Origin of the sequence: Ottowia thiooxydans (genome assembly GCF_040548795.1) — a bacterium.
Lineage (GTDB): Bacteria > Pseudomonadota > Gammaproteobacteria > Burkholderiales > Burkholderiaceae_C > Ottowia > Ottowia thiooxydans_A.
Genome location: NZ_JBEPSH010000004.1, coordinates 402,070 through 417,567, shown reverse-complemented (window position 1 = coordinate 417,567; position 15,498 = coordinate 402,070). Strand labels below are relative to the sequence as shown.

Annotated in this window: 15 protein-coding genes; 7 read left to right on the top strand and 8 right to left on the bottom strand. The window is 59.2% G+C overall.

The annotated features are described in order from the left end of the window. Positions 1-43: 43 nt before the first annotated feature. Complete coding sequence (locus tag ABIE13_RS11460) at positions 44-1,240, top strand: MFS transporter (protein WP_354443443.1); 1,197 nt, start codon at positions 44-46, stop codon at positions 1,238-1,240. A 15-nt stretch (positions 1,241-1,255) separates the two neighbouring features. Here ABIE13_RS11460 and ABIE13_RS11455 read toward each other — a convergent pair whose 3' ends face one another. Genes ABIE13_RS11455 through ABIE13_RS11445 form a run of 3 tightly spaced genes read right to left on the bottom strand, consistent with a single transcriptional unit; the run spans position 1,256 to position 5,249 of the window. After that, positions 1,256-1,936 carry an enoyl-CoA hydratase/isomerase family protein gene (locus ABIE13_RS11455; protein WP_354443441.1) on the bottom strand — a complete coding sequence of 227 codons (681 nt, stop codon included), beginning with the start codon at positions 1,934-1,936 and terminating at the stop codon, positions 1,256-1,258. Then, the gene (locus ABIE13_RS11450) at positions 1,933-4,278 is read right to left on the bottom strand and encodes a N,N-dimethylformamidase beta subunit family domain-containing protein (protein WP_354443440.1); all 2,346 of its coding nucleotides are present in this window, start codon (positions 4,276-4,278) and stop codon (positions 1,933-1,935) included. Before ABIE13_RS11450 ends, ABIE13_RS11455 begins: the two co-directional genes overlap by 4 nt. A gap of 2 nt (positions 4,279-4,280) precedes the next feature. Beyond that, the gene (locus ABIE13_RS11445; RefSeq protein ID WP_354443438.1) at positions 4,281-5,249 is read right to left on the bottom strand and encodes a tripartite tricarboxylate transporter substrate-binding protein; all 969 of its coding nucleotides are present in this window, start codon (positions 5,247-5,249) and stop codon (positions 4,281-4,283) included. Between the two features lie 229 nt (positions 5,250-5,478). Here ABIE13_RS11445 and ABIE13_RS11440 point away from each other — a divergent pair, with 229 nt between their 5' ends. The 4 genes from ABIE13_RS11440 to ABIE13_RS11425 all read left to right on the top strand — a co-directional run bounded on the left by ABIE13_RS11440 (position 5,479) and on the right by ABIE13_RS11425 (position 8,904). Beyond that, entirely contained in the window at positions 5,479-6,396 is a 918-nt protein-coding gene (locus tag ABIE13_RS11440) for a LysR family transcriptional regulator (protein WP_354443436.1), read from the top strand. Positions 6,397-6,591: 195 nt separating this feature from the next. Then, on the top strand, positions 6,592-7,458 hold the full coding sequence (locus ABIE13_RS11435) for an NAD(P)-dependent oxidoreductase (protein WP_354443434.1): 867 nt from the start codon (positions 6,592-6,594) through the stop codon (positions 7,456-7,458). Between the two features lie 194 nt (positions 7,459-7,652). Continuing rightward, complete coding sequence (locus ABIE13_RS11430; RefSeq protein WP_354443432.1) at positions 7,653-8,294, top strand: Vat family streptogramin A O-acetyltransferase; 642 nt, start codon at positions 7,653-7,655, stop codon at positions 8,292-8,294. Positions 8,295-8,541: 247 nt separating this feature from the next. Next, entirely contained in the window at positions 8,542-8,904 is a 363-nt protein-coding gene (locus ABIE13_RS11425; protein ID WP_354443431.1) for a DUF1801 domain-containing protein, read from the top strand. Positions 8,905-8,937: 33 nt separating this feature from the next. Here ABIE13_RS11425 and ABIE13_RS11420 read toward each other — a convergent pair whose 3' ends face one another. From ABIE13_RS11420 to ABIE13_RS11410, 3 genes are read right to left on the bottom strand one after another with little or no spacing between them, the layout of a single operon-like run. Then, positions 8,938-9,369, bottom strand: a complete 432-nt coding sequence (locus tag ABIE13_RS11420) for a carboxymuconolactone decarboxylase family protein (protein ID WP_354443429.1) — start codon at positions 9,367-9,369, stop codon at positions 8,938-8,940. Further along, the gene (locus ABIE13_RS11415) at positions 9,329-9,979 is read right to left on the bottom strand and encodes an FMN-dependent NADH-azoreductase (RefSeq protein WP_354443427.1); all 651 of its coding nucleotides are present in this window, start codon (positions 9,977-9,979) and stop codon (positions 9,329-9,331) included. The genes ABIE13_RS11420 and ABIE13_RS11415 overlap by 41 nt, the downstream gene beginning before the upstream one ends. 13 nt (positions 9,980-9,992) lie before the next feature. Continuing rightward, positions 9,993-10,424, bottom strand: coding sequence for a GNAT family N-acetyltransferase (locus ABIE13_RS11410; RefSeq protein ID WP_354443426.1), 432 nt, complete (start codon positions 10,422-10,424; stop codon positions 9,993-9,995). Positions 10,425-10,514: 90 nt separating this feature from the next. Between ABIE13_RS11410 and ABIE13_RS11405 the strand changes: the two genes are divergently transcribed. After that, on the top strand, positions 10,515-11,939 hold the full coding sequence (locus ABIE13_RS11405; RefSeq protein ID WP_354443422.1) for a PLP-dependent aminotransferase family protein: 1,425 nt from the start codon (positions 10,515-10,517) through the stop codon (positions 11,937-11,939). 92 nt (positions 11,940-12,031) lie between these two features. Here ABIE13_RS11405 and ABIE13_RS11400 read toward each other — a convergent pair whose 3' ends face one another. Continuing rightward, positions 12,032-12,919: an amino acid ABC transporter substrate-binding protein gene (locus ABIE13_RS11400; protein WP_354443420.1), complete on the bottom strand. Its 888-nt coding sequence runs from the start codon at positions 12,917-12,919 to the stop codon at positions 12,032-12,034. A 48-nt stretch (positions 12,920-12,967) separates the two neighbouring features. Beyond that, positions 12,968-14,296 carry an aspartate aminotransferase family protein gene (locus tag ABIE13_RS11395; protein ID WP_354443418.1) on the bottom strand — a complete coding sequence of 443 codons (1,329 nt, stop codon included), beginning with the start codon at positions 14,294-14,296 and terminating at the stop codon, positions 12,968-12,970. Positions 14,297-14,487: 191 nt separating this feature from the next. Between ABIE13_RS11395 and ABIE13_RS11390 the strand changes: the two genes are divergently transcribed. Next, a complete protein-coding gene (locus ABIE13_RS11390; protein WP_354443416.1) occupies positions 14,488-15,387 on the top strand; it encodes a LysR family transcriptional regulator in 900 nt (299 codons plus the stop codon). The last annotated feature ends 111 nt before the right edge of the window (positions 15,388-15,498 follow it).

Below are 15,498 nucleotides of genomic sequence, written 5' to 3'. Positions count from 1 at the left end.
GCTTTTTCTCACCCCTCCACAGCCAGCACCAGACCATCGCTTTATGAATCCTTCAGCCACTCCTGCTGTCAAATCGTCCACCGCCCTGCTTGCCCTGGCGACCGGGGCTTTTGCCATTGGCACCACCGAATTCACACCCATGGGCTTGTTGCCCGTGATTGCAGACGGTGTGCAAGTCGATATTCCCACGGCGGGCATGCTGGTCTCTGCCTACGCGGTGGGGGTCATGGTGGGCGCGCCTGTAATGACCTTGTTGTTCAGCAGGTTTGGCAAGCGCACCGCGTTGATGGCACTGATGTTCATCTTCACGGTCGGCAATCTGTTGTCTGCCTTTGCGCCGGGCTACACCACCTTGCTGCTGTCCCGGCTTGTCACCAGCCTGAACCATGGTGCCTTTTTCGGGATTGGTGCCGTTGTAGCGGCCAGCCTGGTGCCCAAGGACAAGCAAGCGAGTGCCATCGCCGCCATGTTCATGGGCCTGACGGTGGCCAATGTGGGCGGCGTGCCTGCAGCGACCTGGATAGGCCAGCAAGTGGGCTGGCGCATGGCCTTCGGTGGCACGGCGGTTCTGGGCTTGATCACTATGGTGGCCCTGTGGATGGCGTTGCCCAAAGGGCAGCCAGGCGAGCGTCCTGAGGTACGCCGTGAGCTGAAAGTACTCACGCGTCCTGAAGTCTTGCTGGCCCTGGGCACCACCGTGCTGGGCTCTGGCGCCATGTTTGCGCTCTACACCTATGTGGCGCCCCTGTTGGCAGAGATCACACAGGCCAGCCCGGGCTTTGTGGCCTTCGCGCTGGTGTTGATTGGCATAGGGTTCACGCTCGGCAATATCCTGGGTGGCCGTTTGGCGGACTGGTCCGTAGATCGCTCCATCCAACTTCTGTTGGCATCCCTTGCCGTGGTCATGCTCGCCCTGCCCTGGTTGATGACCAGCCATATCGGCGCGGCCATCGGCCTGGTGGTCTGGGGTGCAGTGTCCTTCGGCATCGTGCCACCGGTTCAGATGCGCGTCATGCAGGCCGCTTCTCAAGCACCGGGCCTAGCTTCTTCCGTGAACATCGGTGCATTCAACCTGGGCAACGCACTGGGGGCTGCCCTGGGTGGCTTTGTCATCGGTCAGGGCCTGGGGTATGCCGCGGTGCCGTGGGTGGGCGCCGCACTCGCCGCCGGCGGTCTGGTTCTGGTTTTGTGGGGGCAGGCCGGTCGTCGCGCGGCACTGGCCTCATCGACGTGCAGCTGAGGTTTCAACTTAGCGTCAATCAGGAACGCTTTCCCCGTCCAGGGTGGTCTGAAAATCCCGCAGCACAGACTGGTGCAGCAAAGACTTCACCCGGCCCAGGGCCTTCGGGTCTGCTCTTGTGAGGTGCTCCGCACACGCAGTCACTTCAGCTTCCAGTCGCTCGGGCGGCACCACGCTCCAAAGCAGGCCCCACTGAAGCGCTTGGTCCGCACTGAACTCCTGGCCAAACCATAGAAGCGCTTTCGCACGGCTCAATCCAATCAAGCGCGGCAGCAGGGCATGCACGCCACCGGTGCCGGGCAATCCGAGTTGAGCCTCAGGCAGCTTGAAGCGCGCCTGGTCACTGGCGATCACCAGATCGCAGTTCAAGGCCAGCTCCAGACCTGCGCCAACAGCCCATCCGTGCACGGCGGCGATGGATGGCTTCTCACTGTTGACCAGCGCGTCGGCCACGGCCTGCAGGGTGGCCACAAAAGCAGCAGTGCCTGGCGCCTCTCTGTCTTTGCCCGCACAAAAGGCACGGCCTTCGCCCTGAATGACCAATAGCTTGACCTCCGGGTCTGCAAGCCCTTGCTGAATACCCGCCAACAGCGCTTGTGCCATCTCAGGCGTCAGCGCGTTCAGGCTTTGCGGCCGATGCAGCTGGATCTTCCACACGCCATCTTGGCGCTGAGACCGTATGTCTTGTGTCTTCACACGCTCTCCAGCGGCGTGCGGGTCTCGGTCGTATCCATGTAGTGTCCTTCTGCGGGGTACGGCACATCAAAGGCGGCCAGTACGTTGGCCAGTAGTTTGCCCATTTTTTCGTCAACCCCCAGAACCCAGCTGGCACCCACCGCACCCGCGTTGAATACTCTGCCGCCATCGGGCCGGTCCCACACAATCATTTCGCAGGACAGGCCATCCAGCGAAGCGGTGGGCGTCTCAAAGTAATCCAGATAAGCATCCAGCTTGCCGGGCGCTCTGATACCTTCTGCGATCACTTCTATGCCGTGTTGCGCCTCGAGCGTTTCTGCATCGCGGGGGAAGTTCGGCGTCATGCGCATCAGTGTGGCAGCTGTCAAATCCCATTCATGGCCAATGGCCCGCGGAAGACTTTGGTTAGGGCCATGCCCAAAGGTGTCGCCTTTTTGCAGGCCGGTCGCAAAGGGGGCGTTGAAGAACGGGTGATTCACATTGCCTGCGCGGTACACACCAAAGTCCTGTGCCTCTGCAAAACCCCAACCCGCCGTTTCCAGGCCGATCGCTTCGGTGCTGGGTCTGCCTGCGTAGCGCCAGAGCCCGCCTCGTTTGCCGTCTTGGCTGTGGTACTGCTCTCCGTGTGGGCCTGCGGGGGCATTGACGTCTTCACCACCTTCCTCAGTTCCATCGTGGAGCGTGCGCGTCTTTCTTTGCTCCATGACGCTTTCAGTTTCGTCAAAGCTGACACGCCAGTACATGGAGTTGCCTGAAAGCACGATGGCGTTACCACCCTGTGCCAGATACGTTTCCAGGCCATCGCGTGCGGGTTCAGACCAGTATTCGCTGTGGCCGTTGATGATGAGGGTGCTGTAGCCTTTGAGCAACTCTGGCGATCGGTGAAGGTCAATGTCGGCGATCAGATCGTATTCATAGCCGTGTGCATCCAGCCAGTTATGGAGCTCCCGCTCCAGCCGCGTCCACTGTGCAAAGCCGCTGTCTGCAGGGTCATACAACTCATAGGGAGCGGTATGCGGCCTGGGCATGCGCGTGCCCACATAGTAGGTCGGCTGTCCTCCGCGGTGGTAGGAATACAGGCATTGCTCAGGTGCCAGCGCATGGCTGTTCGGCAGGCCCGCGCAGCGCCGTGGCCAGACGGCGGGCTGAATGTAAGGTGCTGCAAACGGCGTCGTGGCGTAGGCCAGCCAGGTGTTGGTGGCGCACAGCACCAGCAACTTGGGGGCGGGCTTCGTGCGGTTGCGCTTGACGACAAACGTCACGTCATAACGCGCAGGCTTTCCTTCCAGAGAGTATTCAAAGCGCGCCACATACAGGCCAGACGGTGCGTTAGATGGCAACTGAAACACATGTGTGGGCTCCCAGCCGCAATCGACCAGGTCGTCACTTGCCAGTCTGAGGCCTGCGCGTTCGGGCGGCGCACAGTGCTTGAAGTTCAGCTTGGGATCTTCTCGGTACCGAGGCACTTGCTCAGGATCAAACGCGGGCCCGTTGATGACACGTGTTCCGTGATTGACCAGGCTGCCATGCCTTGCGTGAACGGAACTGTCGCGTACCCTCGCGCCTTTCAACTCATCCAGAGGCCAGCATGCGAGAAGTTCAGGGTGACCCGTGGGCATGACGCCAAGTGCTTGAACACGCGCTCCTATGCACGTTGCATCCAACGCACAGGCGTACAAGGCGGGCATGGCCAAATCGCCTTCAAAGAACAGGTCAGCTACTCCATCGACACCACAGGCCCCGAGCCGGATGGGGCCTTGCTCGACCTTCAAGGGTTGGGCGAGATCGCAACAAGCGATGCACGCACCGTCCAGCCACATCTCTGCGCGCTCGTGCTCAATGAGCACCGCTACATGCATCCACGCTTTCAATTCGATGGGCTCAGGCGATCTCAGGCGCGCAGGCAAGCCCTTGCTGTCGAGCTCCGGCCCCACGCCGCAACCGAACGTGAGGTGTCCGTCAGGGCTCACAAACAAGCCTATGCCCATGGCGTTCAGATGCTGCTCCATCTGGGAGAACACGCATTGCCAACCTGAAAAGCTCCAGACCTTGATCCAGCCTTCAAACGTCAGCGTACCGACTGGTCCTGGAGGCAGGCCTTGGGCTATGTGAACGTAAGAGCCCGGATGAATGGTCTGAAGCTTGGGCTCCAGGGCAGACCGCCGCTCCAGAACCTCGTCTTGACCGGGCGAATCCAGATCAGATCCGAGCCGGCAGAGAGAAACCGAATAGGGTCTGTCGGAACTGACGTGGAGCGAGATCGTCTGCCCGGCCTCAACGCTGATCTGATCAGCATAGGCGTGAAGGCCGGGAAGCTCCACGGCCCGATGTGGCGCGTTCATGCTCAGTCGATGGTGAAGCCGGATGCTTTGACAACCGGCCGCCACGTGTTCAAGTCGCTGCTGACCAGGGAGCCCAGTTCTGCCGGAGAGCTGGGGTGCGATTCCATGCCCAGCTTGAGCAGGCGCTCTTGAACGCTTTTTTGCGCCAGGACCTTGTTCAACGCCGCATTGAGCCGTTCTGCCGTGGCGTCAGGCGTTGATTTGGGCACGAACAGGGCTGTCCACTCCAGAGAATCGAAACCAGAGACGCCCAATTCCTTCAGCGTGGGTGTATCGGGCAAAAGCTGGGCTCGTTTAGAACCGTTGACCGCCAGAACGCGCAGCTTGCCCGCCTGCGAGTGCTGCGCCACGTCCAGGATAGGCTGAATGCCTGCGGTGATCTGGTTGCCCAGCAGGTCTTGCACCAGGGGCGCGGCACCTTTGTACGGCACAGCTTGCAGCGAAACCTTGGCATCTGCGCCCAGCTTGTAGCCAATGAAATGAGACACACTGCCCGCTGCCGGCACGCCGAAGCTGGAAAGCTTGGCGTCGCCCCTGGCCAGCTCTATCCATTGCTTGACGTCTGTGGCCTGCACTGAGGCGGGTAGCGCAATGGCTTCATAGAAACTGGTCATGCGTCCGATGGGCTTGAAATCTGCCACAGGATCGTACTTCACGGCCTTGGAGGTCAGAGGCAGCATCACCATCATGTGCGAATTGGCTACCAGAATGGTGGTGCCGTCTCCAGGTACGGAGCGTACGTAATCCGCTGCAATCTGGCCCCCTGCGCCAGCTCTGTTTTCCACTACGACAGGCGCCTTGATCTCATCCTTCAGGCCTTCTGCGACCATGCGGGCCACCGCATCGGCCGAACCGCCCGCAGGGTAGCCCACGATCAGCCTGACGGGGCCTTTGAAGTCTTGCGCCTGCGAGGCGGTGCCCAAGGCAAAAAGGGCCGCTGTGAAAAGGATGAGCTGGCGATGTAGTTTCATGGGGTGCTCCGTGGGATGAGGGATGTGCGCTCATAGACAAAATACTGTTTAGTTGGCCGAAAAACCGTTCGGGCTGAGCTTGTCGAAGCCTTTACCCAACAAAAATGCCCTTCGACAGGCTCAGGGCGAACGGAGCTAACTAAGCAGCATTGCTCTTAATCCCCATCTTCCGGCCAAGCTGACACATTGGGTAGCATGCTCGCATTGATATCTTCTATACGTGGCGCGTATGACCAAAAAGCTGGACCGTTTGCATCTCGTCCTCACCTTTCTTGCCATTGCTCAGCACGGCAACCTTTCTGCGGCGGCCAAGGCGCTGGGCACCACGCAGCCCACGGTCAGCCGTCGGCTTCGCGATCTGGAAATGCTGCTGGGTACGCGCCTGGCTGCGAGAACCACTCACAGGTTTCATTTGACCCCGGAGGGCGTTGAACTGCAACGCCGCGCCATGGTGTGGGCAGACGAATGGTCAGAGTGGGAACACGACCTGAAGACGACCACGTCTGTGCCCAGAGGGGTACTCACCATCGTCGGCCCTCATGCCTATGGAAGCAGCTTTCTCATGGAAGCCATCAGTCAGTACCGCGTCGCGTATCCACAAGTTCAGGTGAGGCTGCGGCTCACCGATGGTGCGGTCGACCTCATCAAGGAGGGCGCCGATCTGTGGGTATGCGCAGGTGGCTCTCAAGATCAGACGCTGCATGTTCGGCGCCTGGGTCTCATGCGACGAATACTGATCGCCTCCAAGGACTACCCAGGCCGCGCCATCCGGCAACCAGAGCACCTGAAGGACCATCCGCTCATTGGTCTGATTCCCTTGGTCTACGACCGCCTGGTGCTGCGATCTGTTCGAACAGAGGAGCGGCGGGAGGTGCGTATGCAGTCCGCTGTGGCGACTGATGGTTTGTTGTCCAGCTATCGAGGGGTCCAACTGGGCATGGGTGTGGGCGCCGCAGCGTTCTGGCTGTGCGGGCCTGATTTGGCAAGCGGCGCCGTCAAGCGTGTGTTGCCCAGTTGGGAGCTTGAGCCCGTACCCATTGAAGTCGTCACCGTGGCCGGCCGATTCCGGCCGGCGAGGATTGATGCGTTTGTGGAGATCCTGATCCGCTTGATGAGCAACACCCAAGGGTTTGAGCCTTCAAGATGAAGCCAGAGCAGCCTTTCGACAAGCTCAGGGTGAACGGTTCATACATCATCGGGCCGAAGAAATAGTTTCAAGCTGCGGTAAGCTTGCTTGGGGTTGTGTGCAGCCCGCCGAGGCTCACGAAAAACATCCCACACAGCATGTGTTTTGGTAGGTCCAAGTCACTGCAGGTCAATCTGAAAATGGGAATCACTCGTCATGAAAAAGACTATTGCCATCGTAGGCATGGGTGAAATGGGTGCTGGCGTCGCTGCGCGCCTCATTGAGAATGGTGCAGAAGTCATCACCGTACTGAGCGGCCGCAGCGCGGCCAGTGTGGCGCGCGCTCAACGTGCTGATGTGCGTGTTGTGCCCACCGACGCAGAAATGATTGAGCAAGCCGAGGCGTTTCTGTCCATCTTGCCTCCAGCAAAAGCCGCTGAGTTGGCCGATCGCATTCGACCCGTCATACAAACCGCGAAGCCTTCGGTGGTTTATGTCGATTGCAACGCGGTGGCACCAGAGACCGTCACGGCTATGGCTGCGAAGTTCTCCACCTTGGGGTTACCATTTGTTGATGCCGGCATCATTGGACCGCCGCCCAAGCCTGGTACCTCTGTCACGCGGTTCTATGCCTCGGGTGGTGATTTAACCGGCTTCTTGGAGTTGAATTCTTATGGCCTTGATGTGCGAGCGCTGGGCTCGGCTCCGGGTGAGGCTTCGGCCCTCAAGATGTCGTACGCGGGAATCACCAAGGGGTTTCAGGCCCTCGCAACCTCCATGGTCCTTGGGGCGAACGAACATCACGTGACGGAAGCCTTCCTGAACGAGTTGCGCACCAGCCAACCGGGTTTGCTGAAATGGATAGTGAGCGAGTTGCCGCGCATGGTTCCCAAGGCACATCGATGGGTGGGTGAGATGGAAGAGATTTCTCTTTTCCTGAACTCGGAACGGGGCTCTTCAGAGATGTTTGCTGGAGCCGCCAAGTTGTACGAAGCGGTAGCCGCAGACAACGAGCTCGGAAGCGACTCGCCAAGAATCAAAGCGCTTGATCAGTTCTTCGCTCAAGAGAAAGGCGATGTCTGAATGTGGCGCATCGCCGCAAAGTGAGGCTGTTCTCCCTGAGACCGCCGAGCACCTGCTCGGCATGGCAGCCCGTGCAAATTACCCGAATGCCCAGCAGGAACTCGGCGCTGGCAAGAGGCGCCGGAGCTAAGCCCCACTACGCTCAGAGCGAAAAGTCTATAAATCGCAAAGCCCTATCAACATCCATCAACAACATGCACGGCCCCGACCCAAAAACAAAACACCCTATGCCCGGGTTCCCCCAGGTGTGTTTCATCAAGAACACCGTGCAGAACCCGAACATCGTCATTGGCGACTACACCTACTACGACGATCCTGAAGACTCAGAGAACTTCGAGCGCAATGTTCTCTATCACTTCCCATTCATAGGCGACAAGCTGATCATTGGTAAGTTTTGCGCCATAGCGCGCGGCGTCAAGTTCATCATGAACGGCGCGAATCACAAGATGTCCGGCATATCGACTTACCCATTTCAGATTTTCGGCAGTGGCTGGGAGTCGGTTATGCCTGAGCTTGGTGACTTGCCTTTCAAGGGAGACACCGTCATTGGCAATGATGTATGGATCGGCTATGAGGCGCTCATCATGCCCGGCGTCAAAATCGGGAATGGCGCCATTGTGTCTTCACGTTCGGTGGTTGTGTCCGACGTGGAGCCTTACACCATCGTGGGCGGCAATCCGGCCAAGCCCGTCAAGCGACGCTTTGACCCAGAAGATGCCGCCAAGCTCAATGAGACCGCCTGGTGGGACTGGCCCATTGATAAGGTCACCAAGCACCTGGACAAGATCGTGGCTGGCGACATTGAAGCTTTGCGGGTGTGCGCGAATAGCCCTTAAGAGGCGTCTTTTTTCCGCTTCTTTGTCCGACGCATGGTCGAGCCCTGTTACCGTCATCCCGGACACTAGTGCGACCGCGTGCGCAGCCGGCTGTTCCCTGGGAGCGCCAAGCTCCAGCTTGGCAATTAGGGGCTTCTGTACAAGCTGTAGTCAAGCTGGAGCTTGGCGCTCCCAGGCAATACCATCTGACGAAGCGGAGTCGGCGAATGCCCATCATCGCAACACCGAACGCCAACCCAATCAGAAAATGCAACCCAAATCTGTTCAAGCCCTGCTCGAAGATATCCGCTTCCTGAGCGAAGAACACTACGCCACAGTCCAAGCGGTCCGTTCCCTGGTGAAGCAGCTTGTCAAGCCACTGTCAGAAGAGGTCAAGTACGGCGGCATCCTGTTCTCATCGGGAATCCAGTTTGGCGGCGTGTTCGCGTACAAGGACCACATCTCCGTCGAGTTCTCTCGCGGGGCCGCCATTGCCGACAAGTCAGGGCATTTGCAAGGCGGGGGCAAGCTGCGCCGACATATCAAGTTGAAGACTCTCACCGATATCGAAACGACACACCTGGCCGACTACATCCCTTTGGCTTTGCAGGCGGCGCAAGGTGCCACTTAAGGCCTGAACAGCGAAAGCATCAGTGGCCCTGCATCACTGACGCATGCCAATCGCCAAGCGATTGAACGCACTCATCAATGCGACGGCAAAGCTCAAGTCTGAGATTTCCGCATCGCTGAAATGTGCTTTGAGAGGTTCGAAATCCTCATCGGGCGCATGGGTGGTCGCCACAGCCACCAGCGACTCAGTCCAGGCCAACGCCGCTCTTTCACGTTCGTTGAACAGGGCGCTTACGCGCCATCCTGCCAGGCTGTCGAGCTTGGCGTTCGGCACACCGCTCGCACGCAGACTTGATGCGTGCATTTCCAGGCAGAAGGCGCAGCCATTGATCTGGGAGACCCGCAGGTAGACCAGCTCAATCAATGGTTTCCCCAGGCTGCTCTTGTCCAGGGCGGCCTTGGTGAGACCGAGGCCGCGATACGCATCAGACGACAGGGTTTGGTAGGGCAATCGAAGTGTGCTCACGAGATGTTTCCGGTTGAATTGAAGGAAAGAGAAATGAAGTCAGCGCCTGGCGGGTGTGGGCCAGCGTCTCTACAGTCGGGGATGGTCCTGCCAAGTACAGAAAGCGAACCTGGTGCAGACCCAGAGTGGACAAGGCGTGGCGCAGATAGGGCGTCAGGAAGTCAGGCTGCCGGGCTGCGTCGCCAATGCATGCACCGCCCGAGCGCACGAGTACCAAGGTCGGGCGATCTTGCAGCAGACCGACCTTGCCATCTGGTGTGTTCGTAAAAGTCCGATGGATACGCAGGACATAGTCGATCCAAAGCTTCAGCGTGGCCGGCACAGTGAAGTTGTGCATGGGCGTGCTGATCAACAACCGATCAGAAGTTTCCATCTCGCTAATCAGCTTTTCAGAAAGGGCCAAAGCGGGATCATCCAATGGCGCTGACGAGGTGATGGCCTTCGCGTATTGCGCAGACACGGGCGCAAGCGGCTGCGCCGCAAGACTGCGCGTGGTCAGGCGCATGCCTTGTGTGCGAGATTGGCCATCGCGCAAAGCCGTCGCCACCAACTGCGCACCCATCGACTGGTTGCCTGCAGGGCTGCATTCCAGAAAGAAAATGTGATTCATGGAGCTTTGAGCCTTAAAGAGCCTGGACGAAATGCAGTCCTTTGGAAAGCAAGCCTTGGCGGAAATAAAAGCGCTGCGCCAAGGCGTTTCCAAGCCCTGTATCAAGCACAAAATGAGCGCAGTCCTGCTGCCGAGCAGTCTCGCGCAGCGCTTCGATCAGTACGCCGCCCAGCCCCTGGCTGCGTGCACCAGCGGTAGCCACCAGATCATCCACATAAAGGAAACGCCCATAGATCAGGTTCTCCTGAATGCGGTAGCCCGCCACGCCCATGACATCATGGCCCTGCCTTGCAGCCAACAAGCGGTAGCCCTGTTCGGACTGGCGACGAACCTGTGCAGCAAATGAAGCCGCGTCGCGCAGGTGGGGCCGCAACTCGTGCATGACGTCGAAGCAGGCCACATAGTCCTGATCGCTGTCCGCCAGAGTCAATTTAAAAGTGCTCATACCAATTCCTTGCGATGAAGGCATGACTTTAGAAAAATCATGGCCTAGGCGAAAGGTGCAAGAATCGATTAAATGAATAGGACATAGCTCATGGACATGCATCAGTTAAAGCTAAGCAGGGAACACGATGCGCCAATCTATCTGCAACTGTACGCACGTTTCCGAGATGCGATCACGGCCGGAAAGCTGCATCCAGGCGACCGAGTGCCTTCCGTGCGCAGTCTGGCCAGTGAGCTGAACCTGGCACGCGGCACCGTAGAAATGGCCTATCAGATGCTGGGCAGTGAAGGCTATTTCCTCACCCGGGGCCCTGCGGGAACCATCGTGTCTCCGCGGCTGGAGACGCTGGGCGATTCCGGCCACCCGGCTGCATCCGAACCGCTGGCCCGAACCTCTCCAGGCTCCCAGTCCATTACTGGCGCCATCCGCCCTTTCCAGCTTGGGTTGCCGGCGCTGGATGCATTTCCCCGCAAGACTTGGGCGCGCCTTGAAGGCCGCAACGTGCGCACGCTGCATCCGGCATCCATGGCGTACCCCGATCCCACAGGGTACGAGCCGCTGCGCCGCGCTATCGCCGCCTATCTGGGCATTTCACGCGGCATTGCCTGCACCCAGGAACAGGTGTTTGTCACCGCGGGCTACCGCAGTGGCCTTGATCTGGTCAGTCGTTCGTTGTTGACACCTGGCGATACGGGATGGTACGAAGACCCTGGCTACCTATTTGCCCGCCAGTTTCTGGAGCGTGCAGGCATGTGTCTTGAGCCCGTACCTGTGGATTCGGAAGGGCTGAAAGTGGAAGCCGGCTTGAAGCAGGCACCCCATGCCCGTTTTGCCGTAGTGACGCCTACTCACCAGAGTCCCATGGGCATGGCGATGTCGCTGCCTCGACGTCTGCAATTGCTGGAGTGGGCCAGCCAGCGCCAGGCGTGGATCATTGAAGATGACTACGACAGCGAATTCCGCTACCACGGCAGGCCGCTTCCCGCGCTGAAGAGCCTGGACCGTGACGGGCGCGTGCTCTACACCGGCACATTCAGCAAGGTGCTGTTTCCTGGTCTGCGCCTGGCCTATCTGGTGGTGCCTGAAACACAGATCGAAAAAATGAGGGACGCGGCCGATCACCTCGGCGGCTTGGGTTCCATCGTGTCGCAGGCCACGGTGGCGGACTTCATGGAACAAGGCCACTTTGCCCGTCATCTGCGCAAGATGCGGTCACTCTATGCCACCCGGCGTGGCTATCTGGTTGACGCGCTCTCGCAGGCATTTGGTTCCCGACTGCATGTTCAACCCCAAGCCGGCGGCATCCATGTGCTGGCTCGTCTGAACACGTCACACCACGACAAGGACTTGGCCGATGCGGCCCAGGCTCACGGCCTGGCCGTTGAAGCGCTGAGCAACTGGCGTATGCGAAGGTCACGTCAGGGTGGGTTGCTCATGGGGTTCTCCGGCTTCACCACGAACAAGCAGGCACGGGAGTCTGTGGATCAACTGGCCGCCGTGCTGAACACATGCTGATCGAGCCCTCGTGTGGGGCTCTTTCTCGCCGAGCCACACCTCGTCTTGGCACCCGATCCTGCAAGCCGTTGAAAGACACTTTTTAAGAAGCTCTATTTCTCATACGTCTCAGCCGGATCGTTGTTCGGCGCTTGAAACGCAGCTTGCAGCGAGGGCGGAAACGGCAGATTGAGTGACGTGTTGGACGGTGGAATAGGGCTCATGAACCACTTGTCAAACATCTTGCGCAGCTCGCCGGATGCGATGAGCTTCTGAATCTGACCATCCACCGCCTGCTTGAAGGCAGGGTCGTTTCGTCGAAGCATCAAGGCAATGGGCTCCTTGCCCAGCGGTGTGCCCACGATCTTGTAGTCCCGCGGGTTCTTGAGATTGGCAATATTGCCGGCCAGGGTGTTGTCGTCCATGGCGAAGGCATCGGCCCTTCCCTGGTCCACCAGCAGCATGCTTTCAGCATGGTCCTTGGCCAGGATCAGGTTGAACTTCAGCCCGTCTTTCTCCAGCCTTCGAAGGCGTGGCACCAGTGTGGTGCCCGTGGTGGTCACGATGGTCTTGCCTGCCAGGTCCTCTGTACGTGCTATGCCAGAGCTTGTCTTGACGGCATAGCGCGCTTCTGTGATGTAGGTGGTGTTGGCAAAGTCGACCTGTTCTTTGCGTACCGCGGTGTTGCTGGTGGAGCCGCATTCCAGGTCAATCGTGCCGTTCTGCAGCAGCGGCATCCGGTTTTGAGACGTGACGACCTGGTAGCGGATACTGGCCTTGGGGAACAGGGCGTTGGCAATGTTCTCGCAAAGCTCAATGTGGTAGCCCAGAAACTTGTTGCCCCCCAAGGTGTATGACAGCGGCGCTGAGGAGTCCCTGACGCCCAGAACGATCGTTCCAGAAGAGTTGACTTTGGCCATGGTGCCCGCGTCTTGCGCATGTGCACTGATGGTTAAGATCATGCAGGCCATGACGCCTAAAGCAACTTGGTGAATCTTCATGGTTTCGCTCCTATACAAACATGGGGAGGGGGTGGCAATGGTGAAGGCTTAAGCCGCTACGAGCCTGGTGCGAGCAATCTCATCCAGACTGACTCTCAAAGCCTCATCCAGAATGTCCACGCCGCGGTCGATCTCGGACTGCGTGGTCGTCAGCGGCGGTGCTATGCGCCATACCGAGCCGCGCTCCGGCCGGCGTCGGATGTTCATGCTGAGACCCATTTCGTAGCAGCGCTGTGTCGTCAGGGCGCCCAGTGCGTGGAACGGCTCGCGTGAGTCGCGGCTCTTCACCAGCTCCACGCCCAGCAGCATGCCTTCACCGCGTACGTCGCCAATGGCTTCATAGCGCGACTGCAGTTCTTCAAGGCGCCTTCTCAGGTAAGCGCCCATCGTCTGAGCGCGTTCGATCAGATGTTCTTCCTGAATGGTGCGCAATACCGCCAAGCCGACGGTGGCTGGCAGGGGATCAGAAACGTGGCTGGTGTAGAAGGTAAAGCCCTTGGAGTGAATGCTTTCTTCAATCTGCGGTGTGGTGGCCACCCCAGCCAGAGGCAGGCCGCCACCCATGGTCTTGGAGACCGACATGATGTCTGGCGTCACGCCAAAGAAATCAGCTGCGTGCCGATGGCCGATGCGACCAAAGGCGGTTTGCGCTTCGTCAAAAATCAGCAGCATGTTGCGCTCATCGGCTGCCTCACGCAGGGCCTTCATGTAAGACTTGGGTGGGACCAGCACACCCCCGGCGCTGATGATGGGCTCCACGATGATGGCTGCGCGGCGTCCGGTGGAAGCCATGTCATACATCTTCAGGCCCATCTCCAGGCAAGCCAGGGCAGAAGCTTCTCCATCCAGGCCCTGGATGTACGGCCGGTACAAGTTGGGCTCAGGCATCACAAAGACACCTGGCACGTGTACGCCATAGCCTTTGCGGTCACTGGCAAACGATGCTGCCGATGCCCCACCGGTCACGCCATGCCATGAGCCGCCGACGGCCAGGATCTCATAGCCATCCGTGAACATCTTGGCCATGCGCATGGCCACTTCGTTGCTCTCGGACCCGGTGTTGATGAAGATCGATTTCGACAGGCCCTTGGGCATCCAATCCTTGGCCATGGTCTCGGCCAGTTCAGCCACCACTTCAGGGATCATGCCGCTGAACATGTGATACGCCTTCTCACCCGCCTCATGCACCGCCTGCACAATGGCCGGGTGGTTGTGGCCTATGGTGGCGCACATCTGACCGGAAGTGAAGTCCAGAATCTCACGCCCGGTGTCGTCTATGACGATGGAGCCCTTGGCGCTCCTGAACAGGCTGGGGAAGGTATCGCCGCCGTAGCGAACCATGAATTCCTTGGCGGCTTCGCGCAGATGGGTGTTCATAATCTTTTCGGGAATCAGTTGCTGATGGGAAAAGTATTGAAAACTTCCCGTCTTGCGTCCAATGCCGCTTTCGCAAATGGCGTCATCCGCTGAACGCAGGGCCCATGCGTAAAACGAATCACGTCCCGTCCAAATTCCCAGACACTCCCCTAACATGTGGGGCATACGGTGATGCGCAGAGTTAAAGGACTATGGAAACCCGCTGGATACAAGACTTCGTGACCTTGACCGAAGTGCGCAATTTCACGCGTGCGGCGGAGCTGCGCAACGTTTCCCAGGCCGCTTTCAGCCGCCGCATTCAGGCGTTGGAACAATGGTTGGGGGCCACGCTGGTAGACCGCTCTTGCTTTCCCATGCGCATCACGGAAGCTGGAGAGCGTTTCAGACCTGCCGCCATCGCGCTTCTCGGCCAGATCTCTGACGTCAAGGCCGAGGCTGCGGGAGAGCAAGAGGGCCATGTCCTGCGCATAGCGCTGCCCTTTGCCTTGGCCGCCACGCGCTTGGCGCAATGGTGGAGCGATTGGAGCCAGGGTTTGGATGTGGCTGCCAGCATTGGCACGGGCCATGTGCTGGACACCATGCAATCTCTCTCAGAAGGCAGCGTGGACATGGTGATCTGCTACCAGCATGCCGCCAACCCTATCGCGCCTGATATGAGCCGGCACGAGAAAATCTTTCTGGGCACGGAGAAGGTGCGTCCCTATTCCGTGGCCGTGGAGACACCCCAAGGCCGCAGCGCCAAATTTTCTTTGCCGGGATCTGCGCAGCAGAAAGTACCGCTGCTCATGTATGCGCCCACGGTCTACTTTTCAAAGGTAGTGGATTCGGCCATTGAGAATGCCCCGCAAGCTTTGCTCAGCGCCACCATGGTGGAGTCTGCCATGACAGACGTGCTGGCCAATATGGCCCACAAGGGGCTGGGCGTGGCATGGTTGCCAGACAGTAGTCTGGAACACGGGCGCTTTCCTGATCTGGTTCTGGCGGCTGACGATCAGTGGGGCACTGAGGTCGACATCGTGGCCTACCGACTGCGCAACAACGGCCGCAAGGTCCTGGAGCGCGTTTGGAAGCGTGTGGGGCAGGGTGGTTAGCTTCGCCATGATCAGGGGGCGGAACGCGCTGGCGAAGATGCCGAGCAGGAGCTCGGCGGTCCCAGGAAATACCCAAACCAGCGTGCCGCTGAACCGTCATGTCTTTCCGTC

Coding starts and splice junctions, on each gene's coding strand:
- ABIE13_RS11460 (WP_354443443.1), top strand. CDS start 44: ATGAATCCTTCAGCCACTCCTGCTGTCAAATCGTCCACCGCCCTGCTT.
- ABIE13_RS11450 (WP_354443440.1), bottom strand. CDS start 4,278: ATGAACGCGCCACATCGGGCCGTGGAGCTTCCCGGCCTTCACGCCTAT.
- ABIE13_RS11445 (WP_354443438.1), bottom strand. CDS start 5,249: ATGAAACTACATCGCCAGCTCATCCTTTTCACAGCGGCCCTTTTTGCC.
- ABIE13_RS11440 (WP_354443436.1), top strand. CDS start 5,479: ATGACCAAAAAGCTGGACCGTTTGCATCTCGTCCTCACCTTTCTTGCC.
- ABIE13_RS11435 (WP_354443434.1), top strand. CDS start 6,592: ATGAAAAAGACTATTGCCATCGTAGGCATGGGTGAAATGGGTGCTGGC.
- ABIE13_RS11430 (WP_354443432.1), top strand. CDS start 7,653: ATGCACGGCCCCGACCCAAAAACAAAACACCCTATGCCCGGGTTCCCC.
- ABIE13_RS11425 (WP_354443431.1), top strand. CDS start 8,542: ATGCAACCCAAATCTGTTCAAGCCCTGCTCGAAGATATCCGCTTCCTG.
- ABIE13_RS11415 (WP_354443427.1), bottom strand. CDS start 9,979: ATGAATCACATTTTCTTTCTGGAATGCAGCCCTGCAGGCAACCAGTCG.
- ABIE13_RS11410 (WP_354443426.1), bottom strand. CDS start 10,424: ATGAGCACTTTTAAATTGACTCTGGCGGACAGCGATCAGGACTATGTG.
- ABIE13_RS11405 (WP_354443422.1), top strand. CDS start 10,515: ATGGACATGCATCAGTTAAAGCTAAGCAGGGAACACGATGCGCCAATC.
- ABIE13_RS11400 (WP_354443420.1), bottom strand. CDS start 12,919: ATGAAGATTCACCAAGTTGCTTTAGGCGTCATGGCCTGCATGATCTTA.
- ABIE13_RS11395 (WP_354443418.1), bottom strand. CDS start 14,296: ATGAACACCCATCTGCGCGAAGCCGCCAAGGAATTCATGGTTCGCTAC.
- ABIE13_RS11390 (WP_354443416.1), top strand. CDS start 14,488: ATGGAAACCCGCTGGATACAAGACTTCGTGACCTTGACCGAAGTGCGC.